This window comes from Delftia deserti (assembly GCF_042653485.1).
GTDB classification, from domain to species: domain Bacteria; phylum Pseudomonadota; class Gammaproteobacteria; order Burkholderiales; family Burkholderiaceae_C; genus Comamonas; species Comamonas acidovorans.
Window position 1 is genome coordinate 6,149,410 of record NZ_JBHSIH010000001.1, and the last position, 20,895, is coordinate 6,170,304.

The 20,895-nt window shown below is 67.4% G+C and carries 2 protein-coding genes; both read left to right on the plus strand.

Annotation, left to right across the window (positions count from 1 at the left end; all coding sequences use genetic code 11):
- Window position 1: 1 nt before the first annotated feature.
- The gene (locus ACFPFG_RS29020; RefSeq protein ID WP_380109367.1) at window positions 2-6,532 is read left to right on the plus strand and encodes an amino acid adenylation domain-containing protein; all 6,531 of its coding nucleotides are present in this window, start codon (window positions 2-4) and stop codon (window positions 6,530-6,532) included.
- Complete coding sequence (locus ACFPFG_RS29025; RefSeq protein ID WP_380109369.1) at window positions 6,532-20,838, plus strand: amino acid adenylation domain-containing protein; 14,307 nt, start codon at window positions 6,532-6,534, stop codon at window positions 20,836-20,838. Before ACFPFG_RS29020 ends, ACFPFG_RS29025 begins: the two co-directional genes overlap by 1 nt.
- The last annotated feature ends 57 nt before the right edge of the window (window positions 20,839-20,895 follow it).

Sequence of the window (20,895 nt, forward strand, 5' to 3'; positions counted from 1 at the left end):
CATGACAGCACCGCAAGATATTCAGTCCCTGCGCGCCCGGCTCAGCCCCGAGCAGCGTGCCCAGCTCGATGCCCGCCTGCGCGGCGGCGGCAGCCCGGCCGTGCGCGCTGGCCAGGACATTCCACGCCGCGATCCGGCCAGCCCGGCCCTGCTGTCCCATGCCCAGCGCAGCCTCTGGCTGACCTGGCAGCTGGCGCCCGACAGCCCGGCCTACAACCTGGCCGGCAGCCTGGACATGGAAGGCCCGCTGGACGTGGCGGCGCTGGCGGCCGCGCTGGGCGACCTGGTGTCGCGGCACGACATCCTGCGTACGCGGATCACGGCCGGCGACGATGGCCAGGCGGAGCAAGTGGTGCAGCCGATGGAGCCGGTGCAACCGGACGGGGCCACGTCACTGCAAATGCCTGTGGTCGATCTGCCGGCGCAGGCCGCGCTGGAGGACGCATTGGCCGGCTTCGCGCAGACGCCTTTCGCCCTTGACCGCCAGGCACCGCTGCGCGCCTGCCTGTACCGCCTGGGGGCGCAGCGCCACGTGCTGGCGCTGTCGCTGCACCATATCGCTGCGGACGGCTGGTCGCTGCGCATCCTGATTGACGAGCTGCTGCACTGCTACGAGGCCCGGTTGCGCGCGCAGCCCCCCGCGCTGGCGCCCATGCCCATCCAGTTCGCCGACTACGCAGCCTGGGAACGCCAGCGCCTGGACGGTGGCGAGCGAGAGCGCCAATTGCGCTACTGGCGCGATCGCCTGGGCCAGGAACACGCGCCGCTGGAGCTGCCCCTGAGCCATGCGCGCGGCGCCGTGCCGGGCGCGGCCGAGGGCCGGCACCGCTTTGTCTGGTCCGTCGAGCTGTCCGACGCAGTGCGCGCGCTGGCGCGGGCGCGGGGCGCCTCGCTGTTCATGGCCATGACGGCCTTGCTGGATCTGTTGCTGTACCGCCTGAGCGGCCAGCGCCGCATCCGCGTGGGCACGCCCATTGCCAACCGGGGCAAGGCCGAGACGCATGGGCTGATCGGCTATCTGCTCAACCTGCAGGTGCTGCAGGTCGATGCCGCACCGCAGATGGGCTTTGGCGAACTGCTGGAACAGGTGCGCCAGGCCGTGCTGGATGCGCAGCAGCATGCCGACCTGCCGTTCGACATGCTGGTCGAGGCGCTGGCGCCCGAGCGCCTGCCGGGCGTGCATCCGCTGTTCCAGGTCAAGTGCACGCAGCAGGACGCCATGGAGCGCGAGCGCAGTGCCGCCGGCCTGCGCGTGCGCATGCAGACACTGACGGCAGGCCAGGCGCATTTCGACCTGAGCCTGGACTTCACCGACCGGGCCGAGGGCATCGAATGCGTGTTCATCCACGACACGGGCCTGTTCGATGCGCAGCGCATCGCCGTCTTCGCGGACAGCCTGACCCGCTGCGCGCAGCAGGTGGTGGCTGCTCCCGATGCAGCACTGGCAGCCATTGCGCTGGCCGACCCGCCTGACCCGAACGCCGTGCCACATCCCGCTGAGTCGCAGGTCGCAACAGTGCTTGCGCTGTGGAGCGCCTCGGTGGCGCGCCAGGGCCAGGGCATGGCGCTGCGCGCCGAATCGCGCACCGCATCCTTCGCGCAGCTGGACCGTGCGGCCAACCGCCTGGCCGCGCAGCTGCGCGCGCAGGGCCTGCGTCCGGAAACCCGCATCGGCGTACTGGCGCCGCGTTCGCCCGAGATGGTGCTGGGCATGCTGGCCGTGCTCAAGGCCGGCTGCGTCCATGTGCCGCTGGACCCCGAGCTGCCGGCCGAGCGCCTGGCCTGCCAGCTGGACGACTGCGGCGCCCGCCTGCTGCTGGCCGCGCAGCCCGCGGCGTGGCAGCCGGCGATTCCCGTCTGGCCGCTGGCACTCTCCGACGACACCGAGCCTGAAGGCACCGCGCTGGAACCCGTCACGCTCCACCGCGATCAGGCCGCCTACCTCATCTACACCTCGGGCTCCACCGGCCAGCCCAAGGGCGTGGTGATCAGCCACGGCGCGCTGGCCAACTATGTGCAGGGCGTGCTGGCGCGGCTGGACCTGCCGGCCAGTGCCTCCAGCATGGCCATGGTGTCCACCGTGGCCGCCGACCTGGGCCATACGGTGCTGTTCGGCGCGCTGTGCTCTGGGCGCCTGCTGCACCTGATCGCCCCCGAGCGCGTCTTCGATCCCGATGCCTTTGCGGACTACATGCACACGCACCAGGTCGATGTGCTCAAGATCGTGCCCAGCCATCTGCAGGCCCTGCTGAATGCTGCCCGGCCCGAACAGGTCCTGCCGCGCCATTGCCTGGTGCTGGGGGGAGAGGCCACGGGCTGGGCGCTGGGCGCGCAGATCGCCGCACTCAGCCCGGGTACCAGGGTGCTCAATCACTACGGCCCGACGGAGACCACCGTGGGAGTACTGACACAGGAGGCCGCCGCAGGCGCTCGCGAGGCCGCCACGGTCCCGCTGGGCAAGCCATTGGGCAATGGCCGCGCGCATGTGCTGGACGAATGGCTGAGCCCGGTTGGCCAGGGACTTGCCGGAGAGCTGTACCTGGGCGGCCAAGGCCTGGCGCGCGGCTACCAGGGCAGGCGTGGCCAGACCAGCGAGCGCTTTGTTGCTGATCCCTGGTGCGCAGGCCAGCGCCTGTACCGCACGGGGGACCGCGTACGGCAGCTCGTCGATGGCAGCTTCGAGTTTCTGGGCCGGCACGACGACCAGATCAAGCTGCACGGTTACCGCATCGAACTCAGGGAAGTTGCCCAGGCGCTGCAGGGACTGCCCGGCGTTGCGAGTGCCGAAGCCATCGTGCGCGAGGCCCAAAACGGACAGCAGCGCCTGCTGGCCTATGTCGTCGCTCAAGAAGGACAGGTGCTCGATATCGCCGCGCTGCGCGAACTCCTGTCGCGTGCTTTGCCGCCCTATATGCTGCCCGCAGCCATCGTGCCGCTGCCCCAACTGCCGTTGACCATGAACGGCAAGATCGACCGGAATGCCCTGCCGGAGCCTGCGCCGGAGTCCGTTGAAGGCGCTGGCCATGAGGCGCCGGTGGGAGCGGCCGAGCAGGCGCTGGCTGCGGTGTGGGCAGAGGTGCTGGGGCGCGAGCACATCAGCCGCAGGGACAACTTCTTCGAGATTGGAGGAGACTCCATCCTCGCTCTCAAGGTGGTGGCCAAGGCACGCAAGCGTGGGCTCAGACTGGTACCCAGGCAATTGTTCGAGCAGGTCAGCCTGCAGCAGCTGGCCGCCATGCTGGAGTCCTCACCGCCTGCTCAGCAGGCCACGGCGGCAGGTGCGAATCAAGCCAAGGAAGAGTCCATTGCGGTGCTGGAGGCGGCGCTGCGCAGCCAGCCGCTGCTGCCATCGCATGCCCAACTGCGCCAATGGTTCCTCTGGCAGCTGGATCCGCACAGCAGTGCCTACCACATCGCAGGCGCGCTGAAACTGGCGGGAGCGTTGGATCTGCCAGCCCTGCGCCTGAGCTTCGACGAGCTTGTGGCGCGCCACGAATCGCTGCGCACGGTGTTCCGTGCCGATGCCCAGGGCCAGGTGTGGCAGCACATCCAGGCGCCAGCGGAACTGCCCGGCTCCGCGATGCCGCTGATCGATTTCTCGACCTTGCCCGAGAACCGGCGCGATGCCGCCGTGCGGCAAGAGGCAATGGGCATCATCGCCGCGCCCTTCGATCTGTCCCGGGGACCGCTGCTGCGGCTGGCGCTGATCCGTGTGACGCCACAGGCACATGTGCTGGTCGTGGTCATGCACCACATCGTCTCGGACGGCTGGTCCATGCAAATCATCGTGGACGAGTTCGCTCAGCGTTACTGCGCACGTCTTCAAGGGCAAAGCCTGAAGCTTGCCCCGCTGCGCCTGCAGTACGCGGATCATGCAGCCTGGCACCGGGGCTGGCTGCAGGGCGGCGAGGGGGAGCGACAACTGGCTTACTGGAAGAGCAGGCTGGGCAGCGAGCATCCCGTCATGCAATTGCCCACGAGCCAGCCACGCCGCGCAGGTGTCCGCTACCGCGCTGCACAGCATTCCATCGCGCTGTCCGCCGAGCGGGTGCACGGCCTGCAGCGCAGGGCCCAGGCCCAGGGCATGAGCCTGTTCATGGTGATGCTGGCAGGGTTCCAGGCGCTGCTGCATCGCTATACCGGCCTGCAGGACATCCGGGTCGGCGTGCCCACCGCCAACCGGCACAGGGCAGAGAGCCAGGGCATCGTGGGTTTCTTCGTCAACACCCAGGTGATGCGCGGGCAGTTGCACGGCCAGATGACGCTGTCCGAGTTGCTGATCCAGGCCCGGGATGCCGTGGCGCAGGCCCAGGAGCACCAGGACCTTCCCTTCGAGCAGTTGGTGGAAGCGCTGCAGCCGCAGCGCAGCCTGAGCGTCAGTCCCCTGTTCCAGGTGATGTTCAACCACCAGAGAAAGGGCCGCCAGGTGCTGGAGCAGCTTCCCGGGCTGCGGTTCGAGGGCTATCTGGACATCGAGAGATCGACCATATTCGAGTTCATGCTGGACACGGTCGAGTGGGAGGATGGCCGCCTCAGCGCGCAGTTCAGCTATGCACAGGAGCTGTTCGAAGCTCCCATGGTCGAGCGGCTGGCGCGCAGCTTCGACCAGTTGCTGGCGACGCTGGTGGAAAGGCCCGGGGCGCGGCTGTCCGAGATCGACATCCTCGGCGCTGCCGACCTCCGAAATCTCGATGCGTGGAGCCGTGCAGGCGGGCAGGGGGCCAACCCTGGCTGTCTTGTGCAGATGATCGAGGGCCAGGTGCAGCGGCAGCCGCATGCGATCGCCACCGAATGTGCGGGAGAAAGCCTCAGCTACGGCGAGTTGAACCTCCGCGCCAACCGCCTGGCCCATCTGCTGATACGCAAGGGCATGGGGCCTGAGCGCCGTGTCGCCGTGGCCTTGCCGCGCGGCATTGATTCAGTGGTGGCCTTGCTGGCCATCCTCAAGTCGGGCGCCGCCTATGTGCCGCTGGACCTGGACTACCCTGCGGACAGAATCGCCGTCATGCTGGAAGACAGCCGGGCCGATGTCTTCATCCATAACGCGGATATGGGCGCCGCGCTTTCGGGCACCTTTGAAGGGCTGCCCGGCATCGACCTGCGCCGCGTGGTGTGGGCCCAGTTGCCACAGGGCAACCCGTCCGTCGCGTTGAATGCGGACAGCCTGCTGTACATCCTGTTCACCTCAGGCTCCACCGGGCGTCCCAAGGGCATTGCCATGCGGCACGGCGTGCTCTCTCAACTGGTCGCATGGCAGATCACCCGGATGCCGGGATCGGCACGAACGCTGATGTTTGCCTCGCCTTGCTTCGATGTGGGCTACCAGGAGGTCGCCGTGGCCCTCTGCTCGGGCGCCACCCTGGTCCAGACGGATGCTGACCAGAGAAGGGATTTCTCGTTGCTGCTGGCCTTGATGGAGGATCAGGCGGTGGAGCGCGTCTACCTGCCCTATGCCGTGCTCCAGCTGCTGGCCGAAGCGGCGCTGCGCCTGGACAGGCGCCTGCCCGCGCTGCGGCAGATCATCACGGCGGGCGAGCAGCTCAAGCTGACCGAGGAGCTGGCGGCCTGGCTGCGGCGCCTGCCCCGATGCCGGTTGTTCAACCAGTACGGTCCCACGGAAACCCACGTGGTCAGCAACTCGGACGTGGACGCTGGCGACGGCCGCATGCTGCCACCCATAGGCACGCCCGCGTCCACGGCCATCCTGCGCGTGCTGGACGACAGCCTGCAGCTGGTGCCGCCGGGCGTGGTCGGCGAGCTGTATCTGGGTGGTGCGCTCGCCAGAGGCTATGTGGGGCGTCCCTCGCTCACGGCGCAGCGCTTTGTGGCGGACCCGCTGGACGGCCATGCCGGGCGCCTGTACCGGACGGGGGATCTGGCGCGTTGGGATGAGCAAGGCCAGCTCGAATACCTGGGGCGCGTCGATCACCAGGTGAAGATCCGCGGCTTTCGCGTGGAGCCCGGCGAGGTGGAGGCGGCCCTGCTGGCGCTGCAGCCGGTGCGCGAGGTCGTCGTCGTGGCGCAGCAGCTGGCGAACTCAAGCCGGCTTGTGGCCTACGTCGTCGCCCATCCTGGGGCTGCTGTGGATGCCGCTGCGCTGCGTGAAGGTCTGCGGCAGTCCTTGGCCGACTACATGCTGCCTTCGGCCTTTGTCGAACTGCAGGCGCTGCCCCTGAATGCCAATGGCAAGGTGGACAGATCCAGGCTGCCCGATCCCGCTTTCGTCTCGTCGACCACCCATGAGGAACCGTCTGGAGATACCGAGCAAGGGCTGGCGCGGATCTGGTGCGAACTGCTGTCGGCGGAGCGTGTGGGCCGCAGGGACAACTTCTTCGAGTTGGGCGGCCATTCCCTGCTTGCTGCGCAGATGGTGGCACGCGTGCAAAGCACCCTGCATACCAGCCTTGCCGTCAAGGACGTGTTCGAAGCTCCCGAGCTGGCCGCCATGGCCGCTCGCATTGCCACCTCTGGTGATCAGGATGCGAAGTTCCGCGAGATCGCCTCGTTTATCGACAGTCTGGAGAACGTTTGATGGGTCTCGATCAAGTGCGGTATGTGGCGGAAAAATTCGCCGGGCTTTCCGATGACAAGCGCCGCCTTGTCTACCAGCAGCTCAGGGCGCAAGGGCTGTCTCCCGGACAATTTCCCATCCTGCCGCGTGGCTCGCAGGCGCGTGGCGAATGTGTGGCCTCGGCAGCCCAGGCACGGCAGTGGTTTCTGTGGGAGCTGGATCCTCGGAGCACGGCTTACCACCTGGCGGGCGTGATGCGGCTGGAGGGGCAATTCGATATCGAGGCGGCAAGAGCAGCACTGTCCGGCGTGGTGCAGCGCCATGAGTCGCTGCGCACGGTGTTCAGGATGGGTGAACAGGGCCAGCTTCAACAGCTCATCCGCGAACAGGCCGAGATAGATTTCAGCTGCCTGGACCTCGGCGCGTCGGGCCAAGCCCACGCACAGCAAGCCGAAGTGCAGCGCATCTGCAGCCAACCGTTCGATCTGGCCCGGGGGCCGCTGCTGCGTGCCGTGGTGTTGCGGCTTGCTCCCGAGGCGCATCTATTCGTGGTGGTCATGCACCATATCGTTGCCGATGGCTGGTCGCTGCAGATCGTGGTCAACGAATTTGCCCAGCGCTATCGGGCCTTGGTCCGGGGCGAGGCTGTGGCCCTGGCGCCGTTGGCGGTGCAGTATGCCGACCATGCGCTGTGGCAGAGAAGCTGGCTGGACGCAGGCGAGGCCGACCGGCAACTGCTGTACTGGCAACAGCAGCTGGGCGACAAGCACCCGGTTCTTGAGCTGCCGGCAGACTGGCAACGAAGGAGTGACGGACGCTACCAGGCGGCGCGACACGGCCTGGTCCTGTCCGTCGACCTGGTGCAGCGGTTGCGTGCGCTGGCTGATCGGCATGGCGCCAGCCTGTTCATGGTGCTGCTGGCAGGATTCCAGGCATTGCTGCACCGCCACACCGGCTGCGAGGATATCCGGGTGGGAGTGCCCATCGCCAACCGGCACCGGGTGGAGACCGAAGGCCTCGTCGGCTTTTTCGTCAATACCCAGGTGTTGCGCGCCAGACTGCACGGGTCCATGCCATTCAGGCAACTGCTTAACCAGACCCGCAAGGCGGCGCTGGAGGCCCAGGACCACCAGGACCTGCCTTTCGAGCGGCTGGTGGAAGCCCTGCAGCCCGAGCGCAGCCTGGGCAGCAGCCCTCTGTTCCAGGTGATGTTCAACCATCTGCGCGAGGACTACCGGGCGCTGCAGCAACTGCCAAGCCTGAAGGCCGAACTCTGCGACACCGGCGACAAGGCGGCACAGTTCGAGTGGATGCTGGAGACCACGGAGCGGCCCGATGGCAGCGTGCATGCAAGGTTCAGCTATGCGCGCGAGCGCTTCGAGCCCTCCCGCATCGCACGGCTTGCGGACCATTGGGTTCATATGCTGTCGGTATTCGCAGACCGGCCGGACTGCTGGATGGGATCGGTCGATCTGCTGCCTGCAGCGGAGACGACACAGTTGCATGCGCTGGCCCGAGCAACGCATGTGCAGGGGGATATTCAGCCCCTGCACCAGCGGATGCAGCATTGGGCCCGGCGCTGCCCTGGTGTCCCGGCGCTGGCATTCGGGCAGCAATCCCTGACCTATGCCGAACTCGACGCCCGGGCCAACCGCCTGGCCCACCGCCTGATCGCCCTGGGCGTGCGCCCCGAGACGCGCGTGGGCATTGCCATGCAGCGTTCGGTGGAGATGGTGGTGGGCCTGCTGGCCATTCTCAAGGCCGGCGGCGCCTATGTGCCGCTGGACCCGGACTACCCTGCCGATCGCCTGGCGCACATGGTGCAGGACAGCGGCATTGCTCTGGTGCTCACCCATTCGTCGGTGCGTGAGCGCATTCCCGGTGCTGCTGCGCTGCAGGTGCTGGAGATCGACACGCTGGACCTGTCGGGCGAGCCGGGCATCGACCCGCAGGTCGAGGTGAGCCCGGACAGCCTGGCCTATGTGATCTACACCTCGGGCTCCACGGGCCGCCCCAAGGGTGCGCAGCTGAGCCACCGCAACGTGGCGCGTCTGCTCGATGCCACCGATGCCTGGTTCGGCTTCGGCCCTGGCGATACCTGGACGCTGTTCCACTCCTACGCCTTCGACTTCTCGGTCTGGGAGATCTTTGGCGCCCTGTGCACGGGCGGCCGGCTGGTGGTGGTGCCGTACTGGGTCAGCCGCTCGCCCCAGGACTTCCTGGCCTTGCTGCGTGCCGAGCGCGTAACGGTTCTCAATCAGACACCTTCGGCCTTCGGGCAACTGGTGCATGCGGTGGAGCAGGACGAGGAGGGTGGTTCCGGCCTGTCGCTGCGCCAGGTGGTCTTCGGCGGCGAGGCGCTGGAGCCCGAGAGCCTGAGGCCGTGGTTCGACCGCTTTGGCGACCAGGGCCCCAGGCTCATCAACATGTACGGCATCACCGAGACCACGGTGCATGTGACGTACCGGCAGATCACCAAGGCGGATTTGGACGGTGGCCGCAGTCCCGTGGGAACTGCCATTCCGGACCTGGGCCTGTACGTGCTGGACGGCAGCCTGAACCTGCTGCCGCAAGGCGTGGCGGGCGAGCTGTTCGTTGCGGGCGCGGGCCTGGCGCGTGGCTATCTCAACCGTGCAGGACTCAGTGCCGAGCGCTTCATTGCCAATCCGTTCAGCGAAGCAGGCGAGCGCCTGTACCGCACAGGCGACCTGGTGCGCTGGAGCGCCCAGGGCGAACTCGAATACCTGGGCCGGGCGGACCAGCAGGTCAAGATCCGGGGCTTCCGCATCGAGCTGGGCGAGGTGCAGTCGCAGCTGCTGGCCCAGCCCGAGGTGCGCGAGGCGGTGGTGCTGGCCAAGGAGGGGCCTGGCGGTGCACGGTTGGTGGCCTACGTCTCGTTGAACGAAGACTTGGAAGAAGGGATGCTCAGAGGCCGCCTGGGCCAGTCCCTGCCCGAGTACATGGTGCCCTCGGCCATCGTCGTGCTCGATGCCCTGCCTTTGACGGCCAACGGCAAGGTGGACCGCAGGGCGCTGCCCGAGCCGGAGATGGCGAGTGCGCAGGAATACGAGGCGCCGCAAGGCGAGCTGGAGGAGACGCTGGCGAAGATCTGGGCCGAGGTGCTGGGCGTGGAGCGCGTGGGCCGGCAGGACGGCTTCTTCGAGCTGGGCGGGCATTCGCTGCTGGCCCTGGGCCTGCTGGAGCGCGTGCGCGCCCAGGGCCTGTGCGTGCAGGTGCGCACGCTGTTCCAGCATCCGAGGCTGGCGGAGTTTGCACAGGCGGTGGAGCAGGGTCAGGGCCAGACCAATGGCGAGATCGACGTGCCGCCCAACCTGATCCCCGAAGGCTGCGCGGAGATCACACCGCAGATGCTGACCCTGGTGGAGCTGGATGCCCGGGAGATTGCGCGCATCACGGCCGGGGTGCCCGGCGGTGCAGCCAACATCCAGGACATCTACCCGCTGGCACCGCTGCAGGAGGGCATGCTGTTCCACCACATGCTGGACACGCAGCACGATGCCTACGTGACCTCGCACGAGCTGCTGTTCGACAGCCGCGAGCGGCTGGAGCACTTTGCGGCCAGCTTCAATACCGTGATTGCGCGGCACGACATTCTGCGCACGGCGGTGCTGTGGGAGGGGTTGCGCGAGCCGGTGCAGGTGGTATGGCGGCAAGCGGTGCTGCAGCTGCGGTGGCTGGAGGGCGTGCATGCGCTGCCCCAGGCGCATCGCATCGATGTGCGCCAGGCGCCCATGATCGACGGCTTTGCTGCACCCGACGGGCAGCGCTGGCGGCTGCGCCTGTACACCCACCACATGGTGGACGACAACACCACGCTGAAGCTGGCTGTCAGGGAGATAGGGCTGGTGCAGCAGGGCCTGCAGGCCCAGCTGCCCGAGCCGGTGGCGTTCAGGCGCTTTGTGGCGCAGGCGCGGCTGGGAGGCAGCAGGGCCGGGCACGAGGCGTTCTTCCGGCAGATGCTGGCAGATGTGCAGGAGCCGACGGCGCCGTACGGGTTGCTGGATGTGCGCGGGGATGGCTCCGAAGTGCAGGAGGCGCGGTTGGAGCTGGATGCGGGGCTTGCGCGGCGCATCCGGGAGCAGGCGCGCAGCCATGGGGTGAGCGCGGCGGCGCTGTTCCATCTGGCCTGGGCGCTGGTGGTGGGCAGGACCACGAGGCGGGAGGATGTGGTGTTCGGCACGGTGCTGTTCGGTCGCATGCAGGGGCAGCGGGGTGCGGACCGGGCGCTGGGGATGTTCATCAACACCTTGCCGATCCGCATCCGGCTGGGTGTGCAGGGGGTGGTGCAGGCCTTGAGGCAGGCGCATGCGGCGCTGACGCAGTTGCTGGAGCACGAGCATGCCAGCCTGTCGCTGGCCCAGCGCTGCAGCGGGCTGGAGGCGGGGGTGCCGCTGTTCACGGCCCTGCTCAACTACAGGCATGGTGCCTCTGCATCCGATGACACGGCCAAGTCCTGGGAAGGCATGGAAATTCTGGGCACGCGGGAGCGTACCAACTATCCGTTCGGTCTCTATGTGAATGACAGGGACGGTGGCTTCGAGCTGGTGGCACATATTGCGCAGCAGGTAGGAGCGCAGCGCGTAGCGGATGCCGTGAGGCAGACCCTAGAAAGCCTGGTCCAGGCGCTGGCCGCAAGGCCATCGATGGCCGCCGTGGACATGGCGGTGTTGGATGGCCGGGAGCTAGCGTCCTTGCGGCAACGGGGCACCTTTCTCAAGGCGGGGCAGCATGCGCAGCCGCTCCATCGCCTTGTGGCGCAGCAGGCCGGCAGCCATCCTGGTGCCATTGCCTTGCGCTGCGGGGCGCATACGCTGACCTATGCCGAACTCGACGCCCGGGCCAACCGCCTGGCCCACCGCCTGATCGCCCTGGGCGTGCGCCCCGAGGCGCGCGTGGGCATTGCCATGCAGCGTTCGCTGGAGATGGTGGTGGGCCTGCTGGCCATCCTCAAGGCCGGCGGCGCCTATGTGCCGCTGGACCCGGACTACCCTGCCGATCGCCTGGCGCACATGGTCGCTGACAGCGGGATCGGCTTGGTGCTAACGCAGGCGGCAGTGCGTGAGCGCATTCCCGGTGCTGCTGCGCTGCAGGTGCTGGAGATCGACACGCTGGACCTGTCGGGCGAGCCGGGCACCGACCCGCAGGTCGAGGTGAGCCCGGACAGCCTGGCCTATGTGATCTACACCTCGGGCTCCACGGGCCGCCCCAAGGGCGCGCAGCTGAGCCACCGCAACGTGGCGCGTCTGCTCGATGCCACCGATGCCTGGTTCGGCTTCGGCCCTGGCGATACCTGGACGCTGTTCCACTCCTACGCCTTCGACTTCTCGGTCTGGGAGATCTTTGGCGCCCTGTGCACGGGCGGCCGGCTGGTGGTGGTGCCGTACTGGGTCAGCCGCTCGCCCCAGGACTTCCTGGCCTTGCTGCGTGCCGAGCGCGTAACGGTTCTCAATCAGACACCTTCGGCCTTCGGGCAACTGGTGCATGCGGTGGAGCAGGACGAGGAGGGTGGTTCCGGCCTGTCGCTGCGCCAGGTGGTCTTCGGCGGCGAGGCGCTGGAGCCCGAGAGCCTGAGGCCGTGGTTCGACCGCTTTGGCGACCAGGGCCCCAGGCTCATCAACATGTACGGCATCACCGAGACCACGGTGCATGTGACGTACCGGCAGATCACCAAGGCGGATTTGGACGGTGGCCGCAGCCCGGTGGGCGTGGCGATTCCGGACCTGGGCCTGTACGTGCTCGATGGCAGCCTGAACCTGCTGCCGCAGGGCGTGGCCGGGGAGCTGTTCGTGGCAGGCGAGGGGCTGGCACGTGGCTATCTCAACCGTGCAGGACTCAGTGCCGAGCGCTTCATTGCCAATCCGTTCAGCGAAGCAGGCGAGCGCCTGTACCGCACAGGCGATCTGGTGCGCTGGAACGCACAGGGCGAACTCGAATACCTGGGCCGGGCGGACCAGCAGGTCAAGATCCGGGGCTTTCGCATCGAGCTGGGCGAGGTGCAGTCGCAGCTGCTGGCCCAGCCCGAGGTGCGCGAGGCGGCAGTGCTGGCCAGGCAAGGTCCGGGCGGGTCAAGGCTGGTGGCCTATGTGTCGCTGCATAGCGCTGTCGAAGACAGCGTGCTCAGGCAGCGTCTGGGCCAGGTGCTGCCCGACTACATGGTGCCCTCGGTCATCGTCGTGCTCGATGCCCTGCCTTTGACGGCCAACGGCAAGGTGGACCGCAGGGCGCTGCCCGAGCCGGAAATGGCGAGTGCGCAGGAATACGAGGCGCCGCAAGGCGAGCTGGAGGAGACGCTGGCGAAGATCTGGGCCGAGGTGCTGGGCGTGGAGCGCGTGGGCCGGCAGGACGGCTTCTTCGAGCTGGGCGGGCATTCGCTGCTGGCCCTGGGCCTGCTGGAGCGCGTGCGCGCCCAGGGCCTGTGCGTGCAGGTGCGCACGCTGTTCCAGCATCCGAGGCTGGCGGAGTTTGCACAGGCGGTGGAGCAGGGTCAGGGCCAGACCAATGGCGAGATCGACGTGCCGCCCAACCTGATCCCCGAAGGCTGCGCGGAGATCACACCGCAGATGCTGACCCTGGTGGAGCTGGATGCCCGGGAGATTGCGCGCATCACGGCCGGGGTGCCCGGCGGTGCAGCCAACATCCAGGACATCTACCCGCTGGCACCGCTGCAGGAGGGCATGCTGTTCCACCACATGCTGGACACGCAGCACGATGCCTACGTGACCTCGCACGAGCTGCTGTTCGACAGCCGCGAGCGGCTGGAGCACTTTGCGGCCAGCTTCAATACCGTGATTGCGCGGCACGACATTCTGCGCACGGCGGTGCTGTGGGAGGGGTTGCGCGAGCCGGTGCAGGTGGTATGGCGGCAAGCGGTGCTGCAGCTGCGGTGGCTGGAGGGCGTGCATGCGCTGCCCCAGGCGCATCGCATCGATGTGCGCCAGGCGCCCATGATCGACGGCTTTGCTGCACCCGACGGGCAGCGCTGGCGGCTGCGCCTGTACACCCACCACATGGTGGACGACAACACCACGCTGAAGCTGGCTGTCAGGGAGATAGGGCTGGTGCAGCAGGGCCTGCAGGCCCAGCTGCCCGAGCCGGTGGCGTTCAGGCGCTTTGTGGCGCAGGCGCGGCTGGGAGGCAGCAGGGCCGGGCACGAGGCGTTCTTCCGGCAGATGCTGGCAGATGTGCAGGAGCCGACGGCGCCGTACGGGTTGCTGGATGTGCGCGGGGATGGCTCCGAAGTGCAGGAGGCGCGGTTGGAGCTGGATGCGGGGCTTGCGTGGCGCATCCGGGAGCAGGCGCGCAGCCATGGGGTGAGCGCGGCGGCGCTGTTCCATCTGGCCTGGGCGCTGGTGGTGGGCAGGACCACGGGGCGGGAGGATGTGGTGTTCGGCACGGTGCTGTTCGGGCGCATGCAGGGGCAGCGGGGTGCGGACCGGGCGCTGGGGATGTTCATCAACACCTTGCCGATCCGCATCCGGCTGGGTGTGCAGGGGGTGGTGCAGGCCTTGAGGCAGGCGCATGTGGCGCTGACGCAGTTGCTGGAGCACGAGCATGCCAGCCTGTCGCTGGCCCAGCGCTGCAGCGGGCTGGAGGCGGGGGTGCCGCTGTTCACGGCCCTGCTCAACTACAGGCACGGTGCCGGGCAGTCCGAAGATGTTCAAACCGAAGCGCTGCAGTGGGAGGGGGTTGAAATGGTGGGTGGGGTAGAGCGCACCAACTATCCCTTCGGCCTGTTCGTGAATGACATGGGTAGCGATTTTTCGCTGGTGGTCCAGGTGGCGCAGGGCATTGATGCGTCTACCGTCGGTGGCTATGTGATCGAGGCCGTAGAAGGCTTGGCCCGGGCTCTGGGGGCGCCCTCGCCCGGGCGGCTGTCGGAGATCGGTGTGCTGCAGGGGCAAGAGCGTGCGCGCTTGCTGGAGTGGAGCGTGGATGAGCATGCCCACCCGTGGCAGGTTCCCGTGCACCGCCTGTTCGAGCAACGAGTACACGAACACCCCGAGGCGCCTGCCCTGTCGTTCGGGCAGCGGACGCTGAGCTATGGGGAACTCAATGTCCGTGCCAACCGCCTGGCCCATCGCCTGATCGCCCTGGGCGTGCGCCCCGAGACGCGCGTGGGCATTGCAGCGCAGCGCTCGCTGGAGATGGTGGTCGGCCTGCTGGCCATTCTCAAGGCCGGTGGCGCCTATGTGCCGCTGGATCCGGACTATCCGGCGGATCGGCTGGCGCACATGGTTGAAGACAGCGGCCTTGGCTTGGTGCTGGTGCAGGACGCGCTGCGCATGGGCCTGCCTGATCTGCAGGGCCTGCCGTTGGTGGATCTCGATCTGCGGGACGTGGACAGCGAACCGGCCCACGACCCGGAAGTCGAGCTGCATGGCGAGAACCTGGCCTATGTCATCTTCACCTCGGGCTCGACCGGGAGGCCCAAGGGTGCCGCCAACCGCCACGGTGCGCTGCACAACCGACTGGCCTGGATGCAGCAGGCCTATGCGCTGACGGCGACGGACGCGGTGCTGCAGAAGACTCCTTTCAGCTTCGACGTGTCGGTATGGGAGTTCTTCTGGCCGCTGATGACAGGAGCCAGGCTGGTGGTGGCAGGCCCCGGCGACCACCGCGATCCGGCCCGGCTGGTATCGCTGATCCGGCAGCATGGCATCACCACCCTCCACTTTGTACCTTCGATGCTCCAGGCCTTTCTCGGTTACGAGGGTATCGAGGCCTGCACCAGCCTGGTGCGCATCGTATGCAGCGGCGAAGCGCTGCATGCCGATGCGCAGGCCCAGGTCCGCCGGCGGCTGCCGGGCGCCGTGCTCCATAACCTGTATGGCCCCACGGAGGCGGCCATCGACGTGACGCACTGGACCTGCCGCGACGATGGGCGGGCCAGTGTGCCGATTGGCCGTCCCATCAGTGGCCTGCGCACGTATGTGCTGGACGCCCGGCTGAATCTGACGGTGCCGGGCGTGCCGGGCGAGCTGTATCTGGGGGGGCCGGGCCTGGCCCGCGGCTACCAGCGACGCGCGGGGCTGAGCGCGGACCGATTTGTCGCGGACCCGCTTGACGATGCCGGTGGCAGGCTTTACCGCACGGGTGATCTGGTGCGTTGGTGTGCCGACGGGCAGTTGGAGTACCTGGGCCGCATCGACCACCAGGTCAAGATCCGTGGCCTGCGCATCGAACTGGGCGAGGTGGAAGCGCAATTGCTTTTGCAACCGCAGGTGCGCGAAGCCGTTGTCATGGCGCGGCAGGGGGCAGGGGGCACCCGCCTGGTGGCCTATGTGACGCCCGCGTCGGCAGGGTCGCAGGCCGCCATCGACACCGATGTGCTGCGGACCCAGTTGGGCCGGGTCCTGCCCGACTACATGGTGCCCAGTGCCGTCATGGTGCTGGACTCCCTGCCTTTGAATACCAATGGCAAGGTGGACAGAAAGGCGTTGCCTGAGGTGCAGGCGCCTGCCGCCAGCGCATGCGAGGCGCCGCTGCCGGGCGTGGAGACGCTGCTGGCGGCGGTCTGGTCGCAGGTGCTGAAGGTGCCGTCCTTGGGCCGGCATGACAACTTCTTCGCGCTGGGTGGTGATTCCATCCTCAGCCTTCAGATAGTCACGCGGCTGCAGCAGCGCGGCTGGCACATCACGCCCCGGCAGATGTTCGAATGCCAGACCATTGCCGCGCTGGGTGCTGTGGCCGAGGAGGCCGACGCAGGGGCATCGCAGGACCGCGCGCCACGACGCCGGTCGGGCCTGAGCGACTACCCGGAGGCAGACCCTGCGTGGTTCCCGATGCTGGACGTGGACAACATCGAAGACATCTATCCCCTTGCCCCCACGCAGGCTGGCATGCTGTTGCATGCCATCGAGGCTCCGGGCTCGGGCTTGTACGTCAACCAGCTGAATCTGGAGGTCGGCAATCTGGATGCGGCTCGGCTGGCACGGGCCTGGCAGATCATGGTCGAGCGCCACGAGATGCTGCGTACCGGATTCCTCTGGCATGGCGCCATGGTGCGCCCGCTGCAGGTCGTGCTTCGCAGGGTGCAGGCGCAGGTGTCGCTGCTTGACTGGTCCGGCGTGGAGGCCGAGGAGGCCGAGCGCCGCGCGTCCTTGCTGGCGCAGCAACTGCTCGTTCGAGACATCGACTGGTTGAAGCCGCCGCTGTCACAGGTCACCGTGATCGATCTTGGAGCCGACCATCCGCGCTACAGGCACCGTCTGATCTGGACGCATCACCACGTGCTTTCGGATGGATGGTCCGATTCGCGCCTCATGGGCGAATGGCTGCGCGCCTATGCCGACGAGCCCTTGCCGGCAAGGCCAGAGCCCTATGGTGACTACATCGATTGGCTGCAACGCCAGGACGTGCCGCAGGCCGAGCAATTCTGGCGTGGCGAACTGGCCGGCTGCGATGGCCCCTGCCTGCTGGCGCAAGCCACGGCAAACCGCCATCACGGCCAGGGTTTCGGCAAGCTGTATACGAAGCTGGACCGCCACGAGACAGGCCTGCTCCAGGCATTCGCACAGCGCGAGCATGTCACGCTCAACACCCTGGTGCAGGCCGCCTGGGCTTTGCTGCTGCAGCAGCACACGGGCAAGGCGCGCGTGCTGTTCGGCTCCACGGTGGCCGGCCGTCCCGCACAGATTCCGGGTGTGGAGGAAATGATGGGTTTGTTCATCAATACCATCCCGGTTCCCGTCGCTGCCCCGGGCGGGCAAAGCGTGGGCGACTATCTGCGTGAGGTGCAGCAGACCAATATGCGAGTGCGCGAATACGAGCATGTGGCGCTCGCCGATATCCAGCGCTGGAGCGGGTCGGCCGGGCGGCCGCTGTTCGACAGCATCATCGTTTTCGAGAATCTTCCCATGGACGAGACGTTGCGCAGCCTCGAGCGCTTCGGCCTGCAGTTCGGACCCATGCAGGGCGGTGGCCTGACCGGGTATGCCATGGACCTGCAGGTTGTCGTGGGCGACTGCCTGGAAATCGAATACTGCTACGACCGTCGCGAATTCGACGAAGACCAGGTCGCCGCGCTGCGCTCGCAGATGGAGCATGTGATGCGGCGCATGGCCTGCGATGCGGGCTGTGCGGTGGGTGAGCTGGGGTGGCTCGACGATTGTGCGCGTGCCGACCTGGTGGCCCTGGGGCGCAATGGCGCGCCTGCGCGCGCCGGCCATGGCGCCGTACACCATCTCATTGAACGGCAGGCTGCCCAGCGCGGCGATGCCATCGCCTTGCTGATGGGCGACGAAGAACTGAGCTACGCCCAGCTCAATGCCAGGGCCAACCGGCTGGCGCATTGCCTGCGCGACCGGGGCGTGGGGCCTGACGTGCTGGTGGGGGTGGCGCTGCAGCGTTCGCTGGACAGCATCATCAGCCTGCTGGCCGTGCTCAAGGCCGGCGGTGCCTATCTGCCCATCGACTCCGGCTATCCGGCCGAGCGCCTGAAATACATGATCGAGGACAGCGGCATTGCCTTGCTGCTGGCCCACCGAACTGTGGCGGCCCGGCTGCCGGACTGTGAAGGGGTCGAGGTGCTGGAACTGGAGGCGATCGATCTGCCCGGTGACCAGGAGAGCGCATGCAACCTGCAGGTGGCGCTGCAGGCCGACCATCTGGCCTACGTCATCTACACATCGGGATCGACCGGGCGGCCCAAAGGCGTCACTGTGGCCCATGGTCCCCTGGCCATGCATTGTCTTGCGACAGCAGAAATCTATGGCATCGGACCTCAGTCACGTGAGCTGCACTTCATGTCTTTCTCGTTCGATGGAGCGCATGAGCGCTGGCTTGCACCCCTGTGCGTGGGAGCCGGGTTGGCCTTGCGCGAAGAGGAGCTTTGGACGGCAGAGCAGGCCTACGAGGCCCTGCGCCGCTATGGCGTGACGAATGCCGCCTTCCCCCCGGCCTACCTGGGACAGATCGCCGATTGGGCGCATCAGCGCGAGGATGTCCCGCCTGTGGAGCTGTATGTCTTCGGTGGCGAGGCAATGCCCAAGATGGCCTATGAAAAGGTCAGGAACAGCCTGCGGCCGCGCTTGCTCATCAACGGCTACGGTCCTACGGAGACCGTGGTGACGCCGCTGATCTGGAAGACCACGGCCGACCGCAGCTTCGATTGCGCCTATGCACCCATTGGCCGACCCGTGGGCGAGCGCAGCGCCTATGTGCTGGATGCCGGACTGCAGCTGGTACCACGGGGCATGGTGGGGGAACTGTATATCGGCGGCTACGGTCTGGCGCGCGGTTACCTGGGGCGCAGTGCGTTGACGGCTGAACGCTTCGTTGCCAGCCCCTTTGACATGGACAGTGGACGCCTGTATCGCACCGGCGACCTGGTGCGCTGGATGGAGGACGGCAATATCGAGTACATCGGGCGCGCCGACCACCAGGTCAAGGTTCGCGGATTTCGTATTGAGCTGGGCGAGGTCGAGGCCCGCGTGCGTGAAGTCGAGGGGGTGGCCGACGCTGCCGTGGTCGCCCACCAGGGCGCCACGGGCATGCAACTGATCGCCTATGCCGTTCCGCGGGAAGGGCTGTCCGCCGAGGTCCTGGTGGCTCGCATACAGCAGCAACTGCCACAGCGCTTGCCGGAGTACATGCTGCCCTCGCGTGTCCTGGGCCTGGCTTCCTTGCCTCGGCTTATCAGCGGCAAACTGGATCGTGCCGCGCTGCCGGCTCCCGTTGCAGAGGCGCAAAGCACATTCAAGGCACCCGTCAGCCATGCACAGGCCGAAATGGCCAGGATCTGGCAGCAGGTGCTTGGCGTGGAGCAGGTGGGCATCCACGACAACTTCTTCGAGCTGGGCGGTGATTCCATCATGAGCCTGCAGGTGATCTCGCGCGTGAAGAACGCCAGGCTTGGATTCACCCTCCGCCTGCGGGACCTGATGCGCCACCAGACCGTCGAGGCGCTGGTCACCGCCTGTGCGGAGCAACCCGGCGCTGCGCAGCCAGTGCAGGTCGAGGCGGCGGCACAGGGTGCAGTTCCGCTGGGGCCCATACAGCAGTGGTTCTTCTGTGAAGACATCCCGTCGCGCCACCATTTCAACCAGTCGGTGCTGCTGCGTGCGACACGGCCGCTGCATGGCCGCCACCTGGATGAAGCCGTCCGCCTGCTGCAGGCCCGGCATGAGGCTTTCCGTATCCGCTTCCACCGGGACGAGGCCGGGGTCTGGTCGCAAGCCTATGCGCCGGCGAACGGCGCCGCCGCATTTCGCACGCTGGAGAAAGTGGCGGTTGACGATATCTCCCGCGCCTGCGAATCCGTGCAGGGCAGCCTGGACCTGGAGAACGGGCCCTTGTGGCGCGTGGCGCACCTGCGCATTGCCGATGGCAGCGAGAGATTGCTGATCGTGGTCCACCACCTCATCGTGGACGGCGTTTCATGGCGCGTGCTCCTGGAGGACCTGCAAGGTCTGTACCAGCAACTCTGCGATGGTGCGGTGCTGCAGGAAGTTGCTGGGTCCGCGCCCTACCAGGCCTGGACGCAGCACCTGCACGATTCCGCCACGATGCGGCAGCGCATGTCCGAACTTCCCTTCTGGCTGGACCAGCTCGAAGGTGCCCGTGACCTGCCGCGTGACAATGTCCAGGCCAGGGCCGTTGTCAAGGACAGGGCCGTCGCATCCCTGCAGCTGGACGAGGTGCAGACCCATGCGCTGCTGCGCGAGGCGCCTGCGGCACTGGGCGTTTCCACAGAGGACCTGCTGCTGGCTGCCCTGGTGCGCGCCACTGCCCAATGGACGGGGCAGGATGCTTTGCTGCTCACCCTTGAAGGCCATGGCCGCGAGGCCGACGATGCGGGAATTGACCTGAGCCGTACTGTGGGCTGGTTCACAAGCGCCTATCCTGTGCGCCTGAGCGGAGGGCTGCTGGCAGCGCGGCAGACCTTGCGGCAGGTCAGGGCCCGCCTGCAGGCAGTACCGGGCAAGGGCATAGGCTTTGGGGCCTTGCGCTATCTGCACCCTGATGAAAAGGTGCGCGGCGCGCTTGCCTCCGTGCAGCCACGGATCACCTTCAACTACCTGGGCCAGTTCGACCAGACCTTCGATGGCGAGGCCAGTTTCGTGCCCGCCAGCGAATCTCCCGGGGCCGAACGCCATCCCGAGGCGCCGCTGGCGAACTGGCTGGAGATCATTGGTCGCACCTATGGCTCAAGACTGTCCATGGGGTGGAACTACAGCGCTGCCATGTTCGAGAGAAGCACCATGGAACAGCTTGTACGCGCTTACCACGCGGAGTTGGTGGCACTGCTGTCGCAAGCCGCGACAGAGGCGAAGGAGTGCCTTGTGGTCGAAGCCGGCAGCGCGTGACGGCTGCAGCGGTGCTGGATAGGCTTGCACCGCCTCAACCGACTGGCGAAGGCCGCA

Bases quoted from the DNA above. Each gene is read 5' to 3' on its own strand.
- ACFPFG_RS29025 (WP_380109369.1), top strand. From the start codon at position 6,532: ATGGGTCTCGATCAAGTGCGGTATGTGGCGGAAAAATTCGCCGGGCTT.
- ACFPFG_RS29020 (WP_380109367.1), top strand. From the start codon at position 2: ATGACAGCACCGCAAGATATTCAGTCCCTGCGCGCCCGGCTCAGCCCC.